The sequence below is a fragment of the Lentzea tibetensis genome (genome assembly GCF_007845675.1).
Taxonomy (GTDB): Bacteria; Actinomycetota; Actinomycetes; order Mycobacteriales; family Pseudonocardiaceae; genus Lentzea; species Lentzea tibetensis.
Map to the genome: position 1 here is coordinate 1 of NZ_VOBR01000029.1, position 15,243 is coordinate 15,243.

The following is a 15,243-nucleotide window of genomic DNA, read 5'->3' on the forward strand; positions in this document are numbered from 1 at the left end:
GGGCTCGCGGATCACCAGAGGTGGCCATATTTTCAGGTCGGGGTCAAGACAAAAAGACGTCTTGACCCCGACCTGAAAATATGGCAAGGCTGCGCCTGATCCGCGAGCCCCTCCCCACCCCCTGCCCTTCGGATGCTTGGGATTATTTGGCTGCCGGTTTGTGCTCGGGGGCCGCGTCCGGTTGGCAGTGCGTGGGTTGGGAGTGCGGCGGGCGCTCCTTCTTTTGGTACCTGCCGGTTTTTGCTGTGTTCCCTTGGCACCTGCCGGATGCTCCTATAGATGTCAAGCGGTGGCTAGTGCGAGGTCTTTCATGATCGCTGTGTGGGTTTCGCGGGCGACGTAGCGTTTGAGGCAGCGGATGATGTCGCGTTTGGTGAGGCCTTGTTCGGTGCGTCGTTGCAGGTAGGCCTGTGTGCGGGGGCAGTAGCGCAGGCGGACGACGACGGCGATGTGGAGGACGCGGTTGGCTTGTCGTTCGCCGCCGCGGTTGAGGCGGTGGCGGTCGGTGCGTCCGGAGGATGCTTCGAGTGGGGCGACGCCGCAGAGTTTGGCGAAGGAGGCTTCGCTGTGCAGGCGTTCGGGGTTGTCGCCTGCGGTGACGAGAAGCTGGCCGGCGGCGTCGGTGCCGATGCCGAGCAGTCCGATCAGGGTCGGGGCGGTGGCCGCGACCAGTTGGTCGAGGTGTTTGTCGAGATGGCGGATGTGCTGGTTGAGGCTGGTGATCCGTTCGGCGATGGTGTGCAGGGCGAGCATGGTGCCGTGGGTGGGGTCGGCGAGGGCGGTGGTGTCGGGTTGTAGTGCGGTGCAGGCGGTGAGCAGTGCTGTGCCTTTGTGGTGGCGTAAGGCTTCGCGTAGCGCGGTGGGGGCTGTGGTGATCAGGTTGGTGAGTTCGTTGAGTGCGGCGGGGCGGGCTTTGACCGCGCCGGTGCGGGCTATGCGCAGGGCGCGGATGGACTCGACTGGTCCCGTGGCTGTTTTGGGTGTGGCGGTGCCGTCACCGCAGAGCGTGGTGCGGGCGGCGTTGATGGCGTCGATGGCGTCGGATTTGCCGTGGTTGGGTCGGGAGACTTCGCGGACCTCGATGTTGTTGCGGCGCAGCAGGGTGGCGAGTTGTTTGCCGTAGGAGCCTGTGCCTTCGACGCCGACGGTGGTGACCGGGCCGAAGCTGGACAACCAGCTGAGTAGCTGTGCGCAGCCGTCGGGGGTGGCGGGGAACTCGTCGTCGCCCAGGACGCGGCCGTGGTGGTCGAGGGCGGCGGCGTGGTGGGTGTCGGTGTGGGTGTCGACTCCGCCGACGATCTGTGTGTGGGCAGAGGTGTGCGGATCGGGCATGGTGAGACCTGCCGTCCCTTGCTCGCTGAGATCGTGTCGGGGGCGGCACGCACCGGGCCGGGCGGGGCGGACAGAACAGAGATGGGTCCTGTGGCGACAGGCTCCTATCAGGTCACTTCCGCCCGCCTGGTGACGTGCACGCGAGACCACCCGGACCGGACGACAGATCCGGCAAAGGACACCACGGTCAGTTTCGTCGAGGGTCAGACCAACCCAGGCGATCCCGCCGCCACATCCTCTCTGTTTCGTCGGGCTCACTTGGTGCCTGCCGGTTCGGGTGGTGCTCGCTTGGTTCGCGCCGGTTCGCTGTGCTCTTGGTGCCCGCTGGTTGGCGCGGTGTTCCTGTGGTGCCCGTGCCTTTGGGCGGCGCTCCCTTGGCACCTGCCGGTTTCGTGGTGGGCCGCTGGTGTGCTGGCTTCGCTTCGTTTGCGGGTGTCCGCCGCGCCGCAGAAAGCGCAGGCTTTCGCACCCCGGTTGGTGGCTGGCGTGCCTGCGGCGCAGGGATTGTCAGTGCTGGCTGGGAGCATGGATCGGGGGGTTCTCCGCACCAGGGGACGCCTGCGAGAGCGTGGTGCGCTGGCCCCGCTGCGGCGCGTCGCCTACCTCGCTTGGACCAGGCCCGACTCGTAGGCGGCGATCACCAGTTGGGCTCGGTCGCGGGCGTGCAGCTTCGACAGCAGGTTGCCGATGTGCGTCTTGACCGTTCCCGTGCTCAGGTGCAGGTGGCCCATGATCTCGGTGTTGGACAAGCCTTTCGCGATCAGCGTCAGCACCTCGCGCTCGCGGTCGGTGAGGCGCTCGAGGCCGCGTGGCACGGTGAACTCGGGGCGGTTGCTGAACTCCGAGATCAGGCGTCTGGTGACCGAAGGGGCGAGCAGGGCGTCTCCGGCCGCCACTACGCGGATGGCTGCGAGCAGGTCTGTGGGTGGCGTGTCCTTCAACAGGAAACCGCTGGCGCCGGCGCGGAGTGCGCCGTAGACGTACTCGTCCAGGTCGAACGTGGTCAGGATGAGCACCCGCGCATCGGTGATGCGGCCCTCGACAATTCGACGCAGTGCCTCGATGCCGTCCATCTCGGGCATGCGGATGTCCATGAGCACCACGTCGGGCTTTGTCTGCGCCACAACGGAGACGGCTTCGGCGCCGGTGCCCGCCTCGCCCACCACGGTGAGGTCCGGCTCGTTGTCCACCAGCAGGCGGAAGCTGCCGCGCAGCAGGGCCTGGTCGTCCGCTATCACGACGCGAATCATCGGTAGGGCAGCTCCGCTCGCACCTGGAATCCCCCTGCCGCAAGCGGTCCGGCTGAAAAAGTACCGTCGTAGACGGCCACGCGCTCGCGCATTCCCAGCAGGCCGTGGCCCATCGGGGCCAGGGAGCCTGGGCCGTCGTCGGTCACGTCTATGCGCACCAAGGCGTCGGTTATCTCCACGGACACGGCGCAGGACGCCGGGGTGGCGTGCTTCACCACGTTCGTCACCGACTCCTGCACGATTCGGTACGCCGACAGGCTCACGCCGGGTGGGACGTCCAGTGAGCCCCGCACGTCCAGAGACACCGTGACGCCTGCCATCGCGGCGCGGTCGACCAGGTCGGGCAGGGCCGCCAGGCCCGGTGCGGGGGCCAGGGACGCGTCTGAGCGCAGCACGCCCAGCAGGTGGCGCATCTCCGCCAGAGCGGTGCGGCTGGTGTCGGAGATGACGGCCAGGGCGTCGAAGGCCTCGTCCGGGGAGCGGACGTGTGCGGCGGTCGATGCCTTCACCGCGATGAGGGACAGGTTGTGGGCCACGATGTCGTGGAGCTCGCGGGCTATGCGCAGGCGTTCGTCGGTCAGGGCCTGGGCGGCCTGTTGTTCGGCCTCGCGGGTGACGAACGAGCGGCGTACGCGGGTCGTGTAGCCGATCACCCACGCGACGGCGAGTGCCAGCGACAGTTGGGCGACCTCGGTCAGCGAACCGAGCAAGCCGATCAGGACGACTGAGGCCGCGCCCGCCAGGAGCGAGTGGGTGCGGGGGCGTTCCACCGCCACGCTGTAGAGGCAGACGCACAGGGAAGCCAGGGGAGCGCCGATGGCCTCCACCGGGATCGCGGTCGTGAGCACCGCGGCGGCGGTGGCCGCGGACGCCACGGTCATGGTCGTCAGCGGGTACCACCTGCGCACCGCCACCGGCAGGCCGATGGCCAGCGCCAGCGGGACCACCTGCCAGAGCGGCGGGTCCTGCCGCTCCAGCATCGCGTAGCCGCACAGGAAGGCGATCACCAGCGCGGCCGCGACGTCCAGCAGGTAGAGGTGCAGTTTCGCGATCACGGAGTCGAAAGTAGTCAGCGCGGAGGCGCAGTGCCTCGGACCGTGGTCTGAGCTGGGGAGCGGTGACTCTCGGTGTCAAGTGCTTGACGGGCCGTGAGGCGGGTCACTAAAGTTCCGAGGATCCAAACGGTAAGGAAACTTACCTATCTAATCCGTCGCCGCCAGCATTCCGAGAGGAGAAGCTGAATGGCATGGCACAACGGCCGCCTCAAGGCAGCGGTGGCACTCGTTGCGGCGCTTCTGGTCCCGGTCACGGCGGTTTCGGCCGCTGAGGCGGAACCGCAGGCGCAGAACGTCGCAGCGGCTGCCCTGCCTCCGGGTTCGCCCGCGGCTGTCAACGGCCAGCTCAAGGTGTGCGGCGTCCGGCTCTGCAACCAAAGCGGTAAGCAGATCCAGCTGCGCGGCATGAGCACGCACGGAATCCAGTGGTACAGCCAGTGCATCAAGACCGCGTCTTTGGACGCGCTGGCGAACGACTGGAAGGCGGACGTCCTCCGCATCGCGATGTACGTCCAGGAGGGTGGGTACGAGACCAACCCCCGGAAGTTCACCGACATGGTGCACGGGTACATCGAGGAGGCCACCAAGCGCGGCCTGTACGCGCTGGTCGACTTCCACCAGCTCTCGCCGGGCGACCCGAACTACAACCTGTCGCGCGCCAAGACCTTCTTCAAGGAGATCGCGGCACGGCACAAGGACAAGACCAACATCATCTACGACATGGCCAACGAGCCGAACGGCGTGTCGTGGCCGAAGGTCAAGTCCTACGCGGAGGCGTTGATCCCGACGATCCGCGCGGAGGACTCGGACAGCCTGGTGCTCGTCGGCACCCACGGCTGGTCGACCTTCGGGCTGTCGGACGGCAAGGACCCGCAGGAAGTGATCAAGAACCCCATCAAGGCGACGAACCTGATGTACACGTTCCACTTCTACGCGAACTCCCACAAGCAGGAGTACATCAACACGCTGTCCAAGGTGGCGGACCAGGTTCCGGTCTTCGTGACCGAGTTCGGCACCCAGACGGCCTCCGGTGACGGCGGCAACGACTTCGCCACCTCGCAGAAGTACATCGATCTGATGAAGGCGAAGAAGATCAGCTGGACGAACTGGAACTTCTCGGACGACAAGCGCTCCGGCGCGGTCTTCAAGGGCGGCACCTGTGCTGGCAACAGCTTCACGGGTACCGGTCCGCTGAAGCCGGCGGGCGTGTGGGTGCGTGATCGGATTCGTACGGCGGACGACTTCTGATCTCGCGGTGAAGGGGTGAACGGCGGCCTGTCAGGGGCCGCCGTTCATCTATTTTGGAGCGGTGCCCGAACTCGCTCTCGGACTGGCCGCGCTCGGCCGTCCCGCCTACATCAACCTCGGTCGTGAGGACGCGCTGCCCGCGTCACGTGACGTCGCCTCGATGCGCGAGCAGTGCCACCGCGTCCTCGACACCGCCTACGACGCCGGACTGCGCTGGGTGGACGCCGCCCGCTCCTACGGGCTCTCCGAGGACTTCCTCGCCTCCTGGCTCGCCGCGCGCGGCCACGGCGACGTCGTCGTCTCCAGCAAGTGGGGCTACGAGTACGTCGCGGACTGGCGGCCCGACGCCGAGGTGCACGAGGTCAAGGAGCACTCGCTCGACCGGTTCACCCGGCAGTGGCGCGAGACGTGCGCACTGCTCGGTGACGCCGTCTCGCTCTACCAGGTGCACTCGCTGACCGTCGACAGCCCGCTGTTCGACGACACGGAGCTGCACAAGGCTATGCGTGACATCGGCGTCCAGCTCGGCTTCTCCACCTCGGGACCGAGGCAGGCCGACGCCATCAGGAAAGCGCTCGACCTGGACGTCTTCTCGGCCGTGCAGTCCACTTGGAACGTTCTCGAACCCTCCGCCGCGCCCGCGCTCGCCGAGGCGCACGACGCCGGACTCACCGTGCTGGTCAAGGAAGGTCTCGCCAACGGCAGGCTCGTCGTCCAGCCGCCGGAACCCGTCCGCGCGGTCGCCGAGGAGCTGGGCGTGGGGCCGGACGCCGTGGCGCTCGCCGCGGTGCTGGAGCAGCCGTGGGTGGACGTGGTGCTGTCCGGCGCGGCGAGCCCCGAGCAGCTCAAGTCCAATATGGACGCTCTGCGCGTCGTCCTGGATCCCCGCATGACGTTGCCACCGCTCGCCGAGCCGCCGGAGCGGTACTGGGCGACCCGCGCGTCGCTGTCGTGGGACTGAGCGATAGGTTGCCGCAGATCAACCTTGCGGAGGGGGAGTGTCGTGCGGCGGGCGGCTGTGGTGGTGCTGGCAGCGCTGGTGGTCGTGTCCGGGTGCTCCGCCGGTCCGCCGCTGCGCCGGGGGTTCGCGGGTGACGAGCCGACCGTGACCACGACCACGACGACGAGCCCTTCCGTCATCGGCCGGGTCGAGATCCGCGACGCGAAGGCCAAACCCGCCAAACCCACCAGGGACCCGAAGACGCTCGCGCTGCCGAAAGCCGCGCTCACCGCGGACGGGCTCGAGGTCCAGGAACCGCCGGTCGAGATGAACGCGCCGCTGCTCACGCTGTGCGGTGACCAGGCGGACCTGGCTCCCGATGGCGAGGCGCGCAGGCAGCGGATCGTCACCAAGAGCACGAGTGGCGCCAGCAGGCTCGACCAGGAGATCGCCGTCCACGCGGCGGCCATGGGCAAGCCCGAGCTGAAGTGCGCGGGCGCCGAGAAGATGACGCTGCCCGGCGATCAGGCGGGCTGGTGCGAGCCTCGGGCGGGCGGCCGCGGTGTCTGCGGCGTGCTGGTCTGGCGCGACGACGTCGTGGTGTCGCTGAAGTTCGAGACGGTCTCGGTGGAGCGGGCGCGCGAGGTCGTCACTCGCCTCGTCGCAGCCATTCCCGCGAAATAGCGCGGCCGTCCGGCACCATCGGCCACTCCGGGTCCTCGATCTTCGCCTTCAGCTCGTCGAACGGCATCCAGCCGCCCCACGCGACCTCCTCCGGCTGGTGCGTGAACGGACCGTCGCTGCGCGCCTCGTAGAACCACGCGTGGTAGCGCGTCGCGTCGTCCACGTAGACGGTCCGGAACAGGAACGTCACCGGCACCCGGACGCCGAGCTCCTCGGCCAGCTCGCGCGCCGCGGCGGCGTCCGGCGACTCGCCCGCGTCGATCACGCCACCGGCCGCGCAGTCGTACAGGCCGGGGAAGATGTCCTTCGTGTCGGTGCGCCGGTGCACGTAGACGCGCTCACCGTCGAGCGAGCGGACGACGATCACGACGCAGCCGTGCCACAGGTTCTCGGCGCGCATCCGGGCCCGGCTCACCTCGCCGACCACCGCGCCCCGCTCGTCGTACCGGCTGATCATCTCCACCCGGTGATCCTCCTCCAGGCGTACTCCGGCGTGCTACCCGAGTCCGACGCCCGCTGACGGCCCGTCTTCCTACGTTCGTCGTGAACGACTTCGAGGAGGATCCGTGTTCACATCGCTGCGGCTCGGCATCGCCGAGTTCCGCGCCCGGCCGGGACGGGCGCTGCTGCCCGGTGTCGCCCTGGTGGTCGGGGTCGCCTGTCTGCTCGCGGCACTGGTGCTGAGCGACACGCTCGGCAAGTCCGTCGACGAGGGCGCGCCCGTCACCCCGTCCACTGTGGACCACGTGGTGCACGTCGCGCCGGGCGAGGAGGCCGAGCTCGACAACGCCCTGGTGGCGCGGTTGTCGGCGGCCGGCCGGGCGGTGCCGGTGGAGCAGGTCCAGGCGGACCTGCTGGACGCGGACGGCCGCGCGGGCGACCACCGCGCCGAGGTCGACGTCGAGCAGACCGACCTGCGGCGCATCCCGATCGGCGAGGGCCGCTCACCCGGCGCTGACGGTGAGGTCGCGGTCGACAAGCTCACCGCCTACAACCGCGGCCTGAAGCCGGGGGACAGGGTCCAGGTCGCCGACGCGTCCGGCAAGCCGATCGACGTGGTGGTCAGCGGCATCACCAAACGCGGCGGCATGGACTCGCGGCCCGTGCTGGTCGCCGGGGTGGACCTGGCGCGCAAGCTCGACCCGAAGCCGTCCATCACCGACGTGTGGGTGGTCGGCGGGCAGCAGGAGGCGGTGCAGGCCGCCGCGGGCAGCGCGTACGTCGTGTCCTCACCGTCGCCGGACGCCGACTCGATCGGCGGCGACCTGATGGTCGTGCTGCTGCCGTTCAGCATCCTGGCGCTGGCGACCGCGGTGTTCGTCGCCTCCGCGACGTTCCGCGCCGTGTACGCGCAGCGCCAGCGGCAGACGGCGCTGCTGCGCTGCCTCGGCGCCCAGCGCGGCCCGCTGGTGCGCCGCAGCCTCGCCGAGGCCCTGATCACCGGCGCGTTCGCCGGCGTGGTCGGCGCGCTGCTCGCCGGTCCGACGGCGTGGGCGCTGGCCAGGACGTTCGACTTGACCGGCATCTCCGCGCTGTTCGGCGCCGTGCAGCTGAGCCCGGCCCTGCTGCCGTCGGTCGGGCACATCGTGCTCGGCGTGTGCGTCGCGGCGGCGCTGAGCGCCATGTCCGCCGTGCGGCCCGCACTGGGCGCGTCACGGGTGTCGCCGCTCGCCGCGCTGCGCACGTCGGACAACGAGGTGCCGTCGCGCTCCGTGCGCCGGCTGCGCACGGTGTTCGGGCTGCTGGTGACCGGGTTCGCCGGGCTGCTCGCGTTCGGCGCGATCGCGGGCAAGGGCTCGACCGGGGCGTTGTTCTCCGCGACGTTCTCCGCGATCTTCGCGGTGACCGGCCTGTTCTGGGTGCTCGGCCCGGTCACCGTGCCCGCCATCGCGCGGCTGTTCGCCAAGTTCGGCGGCACGCAGTGGAAGCTCGCGTCCGCCGAGGTGCGCAGGATGCCGCAACGGGCCGCGTCGGTGGCGCTGCCCCTGTTGCTCGCCAGCTCCATGGTGACGTTCTTCGTCGCCGTCACCGGCACCGCCACGAACATGGCCGACGAGTTCGGCAACGAGGCCCGCCCGGACGCGATCGTGACCGACGCGGGGGACCGGCCGCTGCCGCGGATCCCCGACCAGCCGCAGGTCGCCGCGAGCGTCGCCGTGCACAAGAACGGCGACACGTTCGGCGCCGATCCCGAGCGGCTCAAGGCGTGGCTGAAGGCCCAGAACCTCGGGTCAGCCGACGCGTTCGCGCCCGGCACCGCACTGCTGCCCGACCACATGCGGCAGCAGGACTCCGTCACCGTCGCCGGGAAGTCCTACCGGGTCGTCGGCAGCGTGCCGTCCGACGCGCTCGGCTGGCCCGCGGCGATCGTCGCCGACACGTCGATCGGTGAGCTGTCCAAGGTGTTCGTCGCACTGAAGCCGGGAACCGACCCGAACGCCTACCGCGCCGCCGTGCAGGCCGCGCTGCCGTCGTCGCCGACCGTCGTGGTGCAGACCGCCGCCGACCAGCGCGCCGAGGCCGACCGGTACCTGCACCTGGGGACCGTGCTGATGATGGTGCTGCTCGGGCTGTCCGTCGCCGTCGCGGTGACCGGCATCGGCACCGCGCTGACGATCTCGGTGCAGGAACGGCGCAAGGAACTGGCTCTGCGGCGGGCACTCGGCGTGACGCGGGGTGGTGTGCAGAGCGGCGTCATCTCCGAGGCCGTGCTGCTGGCGCTCGTCGGCGTGATCGGCGGTGGGGCGCTCGGGTTCGGGTACGCGCAGCTGGCGCTCGTCTCAACTGGAGCGTTCGACGACCACACCCCGCTGCCCGGCTTCTCCGTGGTGCTGCCGCTGCTGGTGGGCGGCGCGATCGTGGTGGTGCTCGCGGTTCTCGCCGCGTTCGGGCCGTCACGCAGCGCTTCTCGCATCCGCCCGGCCGCCGGTCTAGCGTCTGGCTGACATCCGTTAGGGGCACCCTCGCGACGACAAGCGTCTCAAGGGTGCCCCTAACGGCACCTCAGGCAGGGCATAGGGTGGCGGTATGCGGCGGATCATGGGAACCGAGGTCGAGTACGGCATTTCGGTGCCGGGCGACGCGACCGCGAACCCGGTGCTCACATCTACTCAGGTCGTGCTGGCGTACGCGGCGGCGGCGGACATACCTCGCGCCCGGCGCGCTCGCTGGGACTACGAGGTCGAGTCCCCGCTGCGGGACGCCAGGGGGTTCGACCTGGGGGCACCGGGCGGCCACCCGTCCGACTCCGACGTCGAGGACCTCGGCGCGGCGAACGTCATCCTCACCAACGGCGCCCGGCTGTACGTGGACCACGCGCACCCGGAGTACTCCGCTCCCGAGGTGACGAACGCGCGTGACGCCGTCATCTGGGACAAGGCGGGCGAGCGGGTGATGGAGGAGGCCGCGATGCGCGCCGCCACCGTCCCCGGCCAGCCCCGCCTGCAGCTGTACAAGAACAACGTCGACGGCAAGGGCGCGTCGTACGGCACGCACGAGAACTACCTGATGTCCCGCAGCACGCCGTTCACGGCCGTGATCGCCGGCCTGACGCCGTTCTTCGTGTCGCGCCAGGTCATCACCGGCTCCGGCCGCGTCGGCATCGGTGCCGCCGGCGAGGAGGCCGGCTACCAGCTGTCGCAGCGCGCCGACTACATCGAGGTCGAGGTCGGCCTCGAGACCACGCTCAAGCGCGGCATCATCAACACCCGCGACGAGCCGCACGCCGACGCGGACAAGTACCGCCGCCTGCACGTCATCATCGGTGACGCGAACCTGGCCGAGTACTCGACGTACCTGAAGCTCGGCAGCACGGCGCTCGTGCTGGACATGATCGAGTCCGGTCAGCGGTTCGACGACCTCCGCCTCGTCGACCCGGTGCGCGCCGTCCACCAGATCAGCCACGACCCGACACTCAAGGTGAAGGTCGAGCTGACCGGTGGCCGCAAGTTCACCGGATTGGACCTGCAGTTCGCCTACCACGAACGCGCTTCGCAGTTCGTGGAGAAGGAGGGCATCGGGGACCGCGACGTGCTGCGCACGTGGGGCGAGATCCTCGACGCACTCGCCCGTGACCCGAACGAGTGCGCCGACCGGCTCGACTGGGTGGCCAAGCTGCGGCTGCTGGAGGGCTACCGCCAGCGCGACGGACTGGCCTGGGGCTCAGCCCGCCTCAACCTCGTTGACCTGCAGTATTCCGACGTCCGGCTGGACAAGGGCCTGTACAACCGGCTGGTCGCGCGCGGCTCGATGAAGCGCCTGGTCAGCGAGGAGGAGGTGCGTGCCGCGATCCTCGCTCCGCCGGAGGACACGCGTGCGTACTTCCGCGGCAGGTGCCTCGAGCGCTACCCCAACTCGGTGGCAGCGGCGTCGTGGGATTCCGTGATCTTCGACCTCGGGCGTGAGTCACTCGTCCGCATTCCGACTCTCGAGCCGTTGCGGGGCACGAAAGCCCACGTCGGAGCGTTGTTGGAGGCGGCGGACACCGCCGAGCAGCTCGTGGACGCGCTCACCAGAGGGTGATCACGAAACCCGAGTGGCTGAGGACTTTTGTCGGTGCCGCTGGGTAGTGTTCTTGCCAGGGCGTAAGACCGGGAGGCGACATGTCCCAGGAACAGACGAAGAAGCAGGGCGGCGGCGACGGCGACGAAGGTGACGAGGGCGCGGCGCCCGCGGGCCAGGAGCGTCGCGAGAAGCTCGGTGAGGACGTCGACGCGATCCTCGACGAGATCGACGACGTGCTCGAGGAGAACGCGGAGGACTTCGTCCGCGCGTACGTGCAGAAGGGCGGTCAGTGAGCCTCCGATGAGGCCTCGCTGACCTGTTGGACGGGGACGGGAGAACAAGCAACACATGGACAACAGCTCGACCGGGCGTTACCCGGCCGCGGCGCTGCCCCCGGCGTACCTCACGCCGGGCTCGTCGTCGTTCACCGACTTCGTGCGCGCTCAGGCGCCTGAGCTCCTGCCCAGCGGGCGGAAGCTCCCCGAGGGCACCATCCAGGCGCCGCACGGGACGACGATCGTCGCGGTGACGTTCAAGGGTGGCGTGGTGATCGCCGGTGACCGCCGGGCGACCATGGGCAACGTGATCGCCCAGCGCGACATGAAGAAGGTCTTCGTGACCGACGACCACTCGGCCGTCGGCATCGCGGGCACCGCGGGCATCGCGGTCGAGATAGTCCGGCTCTACACGATCGAGCTGCGGCACTACGAGAAGATCGAGGGCGTCCCGCTGTCGATCGAGGGCAAGGCGAACCGCCTGTCGGCCATGATCCGGGGCAACCTGGATGCGGCCATGGCAGGCCTTGCTGTGGTGCCGCTGTTCGCCGGGTTCGACACGGAGGCGGCCGACCCCGAGCGGGCGGGCCGCATCGTGTCGTACGACGTCACCGGCGGGCGCTACGAGGAGAACTTCGGCTACCAGGCCGTCGGCTCCGGCTCGCTGTTCGCCAAGTCGGCGCTGAAGAAGCTCTACGACCCGGACGCGGACGCCGATGCCGCGATCCGCACGGTCATCGAGGCGCTGTACGACGCGGCGGACGACGACTCGGCGACGTCCGGACCCGACCTGGTCCGGAAGATCTTCCCGATCGTCGTCACGATCACCGGGCCCGAAGGCGCCGTCGAGGTGCCGGAGGAGCGGACGTCGGTGATCGCCGAAGCCGTCGTGGAAGGCCGCCGGTCCCGACCGGCCGGCTGATCTCCCACAGTCCCCATCAGGTTCGACGTCAGGAGCACCACCAGTGACGATGCCGTTGTACGCCTCGGCAGAGCAGGTGATGCGCGACCGCTCCGAGTACGCCCGCAAGGGCATCGCGAGGGGCCGCAGCGTCATCGTGCTGAAGTACGCCGACGGCCTGCTGTTCGTGGCGGAGAACCCCTCCAGCACGCTGCACAAGGTGTCGGAGATCTACGACCGCATCGGGTTCGCCGCGGTCGGCCGCTACAGCGAGTTCGAGAACCTGCGCCAGGCGGGCATCCGGTTCGCGGACATCCGCGGCTACCAGAACGACCCGCGTGACGTGACGTCCCGCTCGCTCGCGAACGTCTACGCGACCACGATCGGCACGTACTTCACCGAGCAGATCAAGCCGTTCGAGGTCGAGATCTGCGTCGCCGAAGTCGGCCACACACCCGAACACGACACCCTGTACCGGCTCACCTACGACGGCTCCATCGTCGACGAGCCCCAGTACATCGTGATGGGCGGCCAGACCGACGCCGCGAACTCGGCCCTGAAGGACAGCTACCTCGAAGGCATGACTTTCGCCGACGCCTTCTCGGTCGCCGTCAAGGCCCTCAGCACCGGCTCCCCGTCGACCGGCAACGGAAGCGCGGACATCCTGCCGGCCAACAAGCTGGAAGTAGCGGTACTCGAACGCGCCCGCCCACGCCGCGCGTTCCGCCGCATCACCGGAGCCGCACTGACCGAGCTGCTGCCGAAGACCGCGGCGGGCGAGGAAGTGGTCGACGTGGAGCTGCCGGAGACCGACTCGGAGTCGTAACTCCCAGAACACGCCGGTGAGGGGGCTTTCTCCAGCAGCTGCTGGGGAGGCCCCCTCATCGCGTGAGTTGCCTGTAGCGATCTCACACTCGGTGACTGTCCACATCGCCCGATCGTGAGGAACGCAAGGGGTGGGCCCGTTCGTTCCCGCAAGGAAGAGGAACGCGGGGGCGGCGTGGGGCTCAGGCTGGCTGTGGGCGTGGTTGAGCAGCCACCGCTGTATGGCCCCTCGGGAGTGAGTCGAGGGGCGAGGGCCGTGAGTCGAGGGCAAAGAGCCGTGGACCACGTGCCGATGAGCGCGAGCCGTGAGCAGCGGATGGCGAGCCGACGGCTGCGACCCGCCGACGGCTGCGACCCAATGACCGCGAGCCCACGGCCGTCAGCCGCAGGCCGCGAAGTCGGTGACCGTGACCGCGAGCGAGGGCTCATGGCCGTGAGCCGCGGGCCGCGAAGTCGGTGACCGCGAGCGCACGATCGCGAGCGGACAGCCGTGAGCCCATGGCTGCGAACCGCCACGACCGGCAGCATGATCATGCTGGCCACCAGTGCCGTGCACCCCATTGGCGCGCCTCGCTTTCCGCCACGCCATGCCCCGACTGCGAGCCTCGTAGCGCATCGAACGCGTCAGCCGCGCTGGCCGATCAGCGGTCTGCGATCGGGTCTGCCGCGCCGTTCGACCAGCGGTCGGTTCGAGTCAGCCGCGCTGGCCGATCGGCAGTCGCGGCCACGTCAGCCGCGCTGGCCGACCGGCAGTTGCAACCGCGTCAGCCGACCGCCAGCCGTGACCGTGCCGCCAGCTGCGACCAGCCGTGACCGCGCCAGCTGCGACCAGCCGCGACCGTGCCAGCTGACCGCCAGTCGCGACCGCGTCAGCCGACCGCCAGCCGCGTGCCAGCCGGCCGGCGGCCGCGACCGCGTCGGCCGCACCGCCGGACTGGCGCGGCCGCGCCAGCCGCGACCGCACCGGCGGACCGACGCGGTCGCGCCCGGAGTCAACCGCGCCGCTCGATAGGCAACCGCGACCGAGTAAGCAGCGCAGACCCCAGCATCGCGACCACAGGCACCAGAACCAGCGCGACAGCGACGTTGACCCACGGCACCGTGATCGGATACGGCGTGGGAGGCGGCCACTGATCGGCGAACCGCTGGTTCAACGCCGTCAGCACGGCGACGGACGTCGCCAACCCGGCCGCCGTCCCGAGCAGCGACCCGAGCCCGGCGATCACCCCGGACTGACTCAGCGACAGCAACCGCCGCAAAGTTGGCGAAGCGCCCACGGCGGCCAGCGTCGTGAGGTCGGCTCGGCCGTCGGCGGCAGCCAGACCGGTGGCCAGCGCGGCCGCGCCGAGCGTGATCACGGCCGCGGCGATCGCGAGCACGGTGAGCGAGCGCTGGATGTCGGACTGGACGGCGCGGTCGACGCGCACCTCGTACTCGCCGCCCAGCGCGGCCTGCAGGCGGTCCTGCTCGTCGACCGTCGGCTCGCGGGTCGTGGTGGCGTACACGGTGAACGTGGTCGCGCCGAACCCGAGCGACTTGGCGGTCTCCTCGGTCATCAGCGCGATCGGCGCCTTGGGGCGCTGCGGCATGGCGACAGCCGCGGCGGTGACCGTGCGCGGGGGAGTGGAGTCGCTGACCATGCCCACGCCGAGCAGCGCGTTGCCGTTCTCCACCAGTTCCGGGGAGTCGACGACCAGCTTGCCTGCACGCAGGGCCTCACCGACCACGGCCGCGTCGGCCGCGGACAGTCCGGTCACGGCGCCGGCCGCCTCGGGTTTGATCACCACGACGACGCCGAAGGGTGAGCTGAGTGCGACGAAGTAGCGGCGTTGCTGGCCGATGCCGTCGCAGCGGGAGTCGGCGCGGGCCGCGCGCTGTTCGTCCTCGGTCGGCTCGCGGCCCAGCAGGTCCAGGCCGTACGGGCATTCGCGGGCGGCCGGTCGGCGTGCGTGGGCGAAGCACGGGCCGCCCTCGCACGACAGCAGCTTGATCTCGTGCGCCTCGGCGACCGGGAGGGTCTGGCGCAGAGTGTCCACAACGGACGCCGGGATGGCCTGGCCCATCTTGTTCGTCTCGGCCGTGTGGTAGAGCGCGACGTCGCCGACGTTGCCCGCCGACTGGTTCGCCTCGCGGCCCACGTCGGACGCCAGCACCACGCCGACGGCCAGGCTGCCGACCACCACGGCCATCACCGCCGAGATGGCGGGCGCGGCGGCGGAGCGGTTGCGGG

At 69.9% G+C, this 15,243-nt stretch carries 14 protein-coding genes; 8 read left to right on the plus strand and 6 right to left on the minus strand.

Annotated features, from left to right (window positions below):
• Positions 1-282: 282 nt before the first annotated feature.
• The 3 genes from FKR81_RS33960 to FKR81_RS33970 form a co-directional block, all read right to left on the minus strand.
• The gene (locus FKR81_RS33960) at positions 283-1,332 is read right to left on the minus strand and encodes an IS110 family RNA-guided transposase (RefSeq protein ID WP_146358331.1); all 1,050 of its coding nucleotides are present in this window, start codon (positions 1,330-1,332) and stop codon (positions 283-285) included.
• A gap of 599 nt (positions 1,333-1,931) precedes the next feature.
• Positions 1,932-2,582 (minus strand): response regulator, encoded by a 651-nt coding sequence (locus tag FKR81_RS33965; protein WP_146358332.1) that lies wholly within the window; start codon positions 2,580-2,582, stop codon positions 1,932-1,934.
• Entirely contained in the window at positions 2,579-3,637 is a 1,059-nt protein-coding gene (locus tag FKR81_RS33970) for a sensor histidine kinase (protein ID WP_235921954.1), read from the minus strand. Before FKR81_RS33970 ends, FKR81_RS33965 begins: the two co-directional genes overlap by 4 nt.
• A 186-nt stretch (positions 3,638-3,823) precedes the next feature.
• Here FKR81_RS33970 and FKR81_RS33975 point away from each other — a divergent pair, with 186 nt between their 5' ends.
• The 3 genes from FKR81_RS33975 (at position 3,824) to FKR81_RS33985 (ending at position 6,509) form a co-directional block, all read left to right on the plus strand.
• Positions 3,824-4,885, plus strand: coding sequence for a glycoside hydrolase family 5 protein (locus tag FKR81_RS33975; RefSeq protein WP_146358333.1), 1,062 nt, complete (start codon positions 3,824-3,826; stop codon positions 4,883-4,885).
• A 61-nt stretch (positions 4,886-4,946) separates the two neighbouring features.
• Positions 4,947-5,846 (plus strand): aldo/keto reductase, encoded by a 900-nt coding sequence (locus tag FKR81_RS33980; RefSeq protein ID WP_146358334.1) that lies wholly within the window; start codon positions 4,947-4,949, stop codon positions 5,844-5,846.
• A gap of 42 nt (positions 5,847-5,888) precedes the next feature.
• Complete coding sequence (locus FKR81_RS33985; protein WP_146358335.1) at positions 5,889-6,509, plus strand: hypothetical protein; 621 nt, start codon at positions 5,889-5,891, stop codon at positions 6,507-6,509.
• On the opposite strand, the gene FKR81_RS33990 is transcribed toward FKR81_RS33985, so the two are convergent.
• The gene (locus FKR81_RS33990; protein ID WP_146358429.1) at positions 6,475-6,966 is read right to left on the minus strand and encodes an NUDIX domain-containing protein; all 492 of its coding nucleotides are present in this window, start codon (positions 6,964-6,966) and stop codon (positions 6,475-6,477) included. The genes FKR81_RS33985 and FKR81_RS33990 overlap by 35 nt on opposite strands.
• A gap of 109 nt (positions 6,967-7,075) precedes the next feature.
• Here FKR81_RS33990 and FKR81_RS33995 point away from each other — a divergent pair, with 109 nt between their 5' ends.
• From FKR81_RS33995 to prcA, 5 genes are all read left to right on the plus strand, one after another.
• A complete protein-coding gene (locus tag FKR81_RS33995) occupies positions 7,076-9,454 on the plus strand; it encodes an FtsX-like permease family protein (protein ID WP_146358336.1) in 2,379 nt (792 codons plus the stop codon).
• 82 nt (positions 9,455-9,536) lie between these two features.
• Positions 9,537-11,030, plus strand: a complete 1,494-nt coding sequence (gene dop, locus FKR81_RS34000; protein WP_146358337.1) for a depupylase/deamidase Dop — start codon at positions 9,537-9,539, stop codon at positions 11,028-11,030.
• An 80-nt stretch (positions 11,031-11,110) separates the two neighbouring features.
• Positions 11,111-11,305: a ubiquitin-like protein Pup gene (locus tag FKR81_RS34005; RefSeq protein WP_146358338.1), complete on the plus strand. Its 195-nt coding sequence runs from the start codon at positions 11,111-11,113 to the stop codon at positions 11,303-11,305.
• Between the two features lie 55 nt (positions 11,306-11,360).
• A complete protein-coding gene (prcB, locus tag FKR81_RS34010) occupies positions 11,361-12,209 on the plus strand; it encodes a proteasome subunit beta (protein ID WP_146358339.1) in 849 nt (282 codons plus the stop codon).
• Between the two features lie 43 nt (positions 12,210-12,252).
• Positions 12,253-13,014, plus strand: a complete 762-nt coding sequence (gene prcA, locus FKR81_RS34015) for a proteasome subunit alpha (protein ID WP_146358340.1) — start codon at positions 12,253-12,255, stop codon at positions 13,012-13,014.
• A gap of 693 nt (positions 13,015-13,707) precedes the next feature.
• Here prcA and FKR81_RS34020 read toward each other — a convergent pair.
• Positions 13,708-13,977, minus strand: coding sequence for a hypothetical protein (locus tag FKR81_RS34020; protein ID WP_146358341.1), 270 nt, complete (start codon positions 13,975-13,977; stop codon positions 13,708-13,710).
• Between the two features lie 28 nt (positions 13,978-14,005).
• Positions 14,006-14,653, minus strand: a complete 648-nt coding sequence (locus FKR81_RS46085; protein ID WP_407936564.1) for an FtsX-like permease family protein — start codon at positions 14,651-14,653, stop codon at positions 14,006-14,008.
• Positions 14,654-15,243 lie beyond the last annotated feature (590 nt).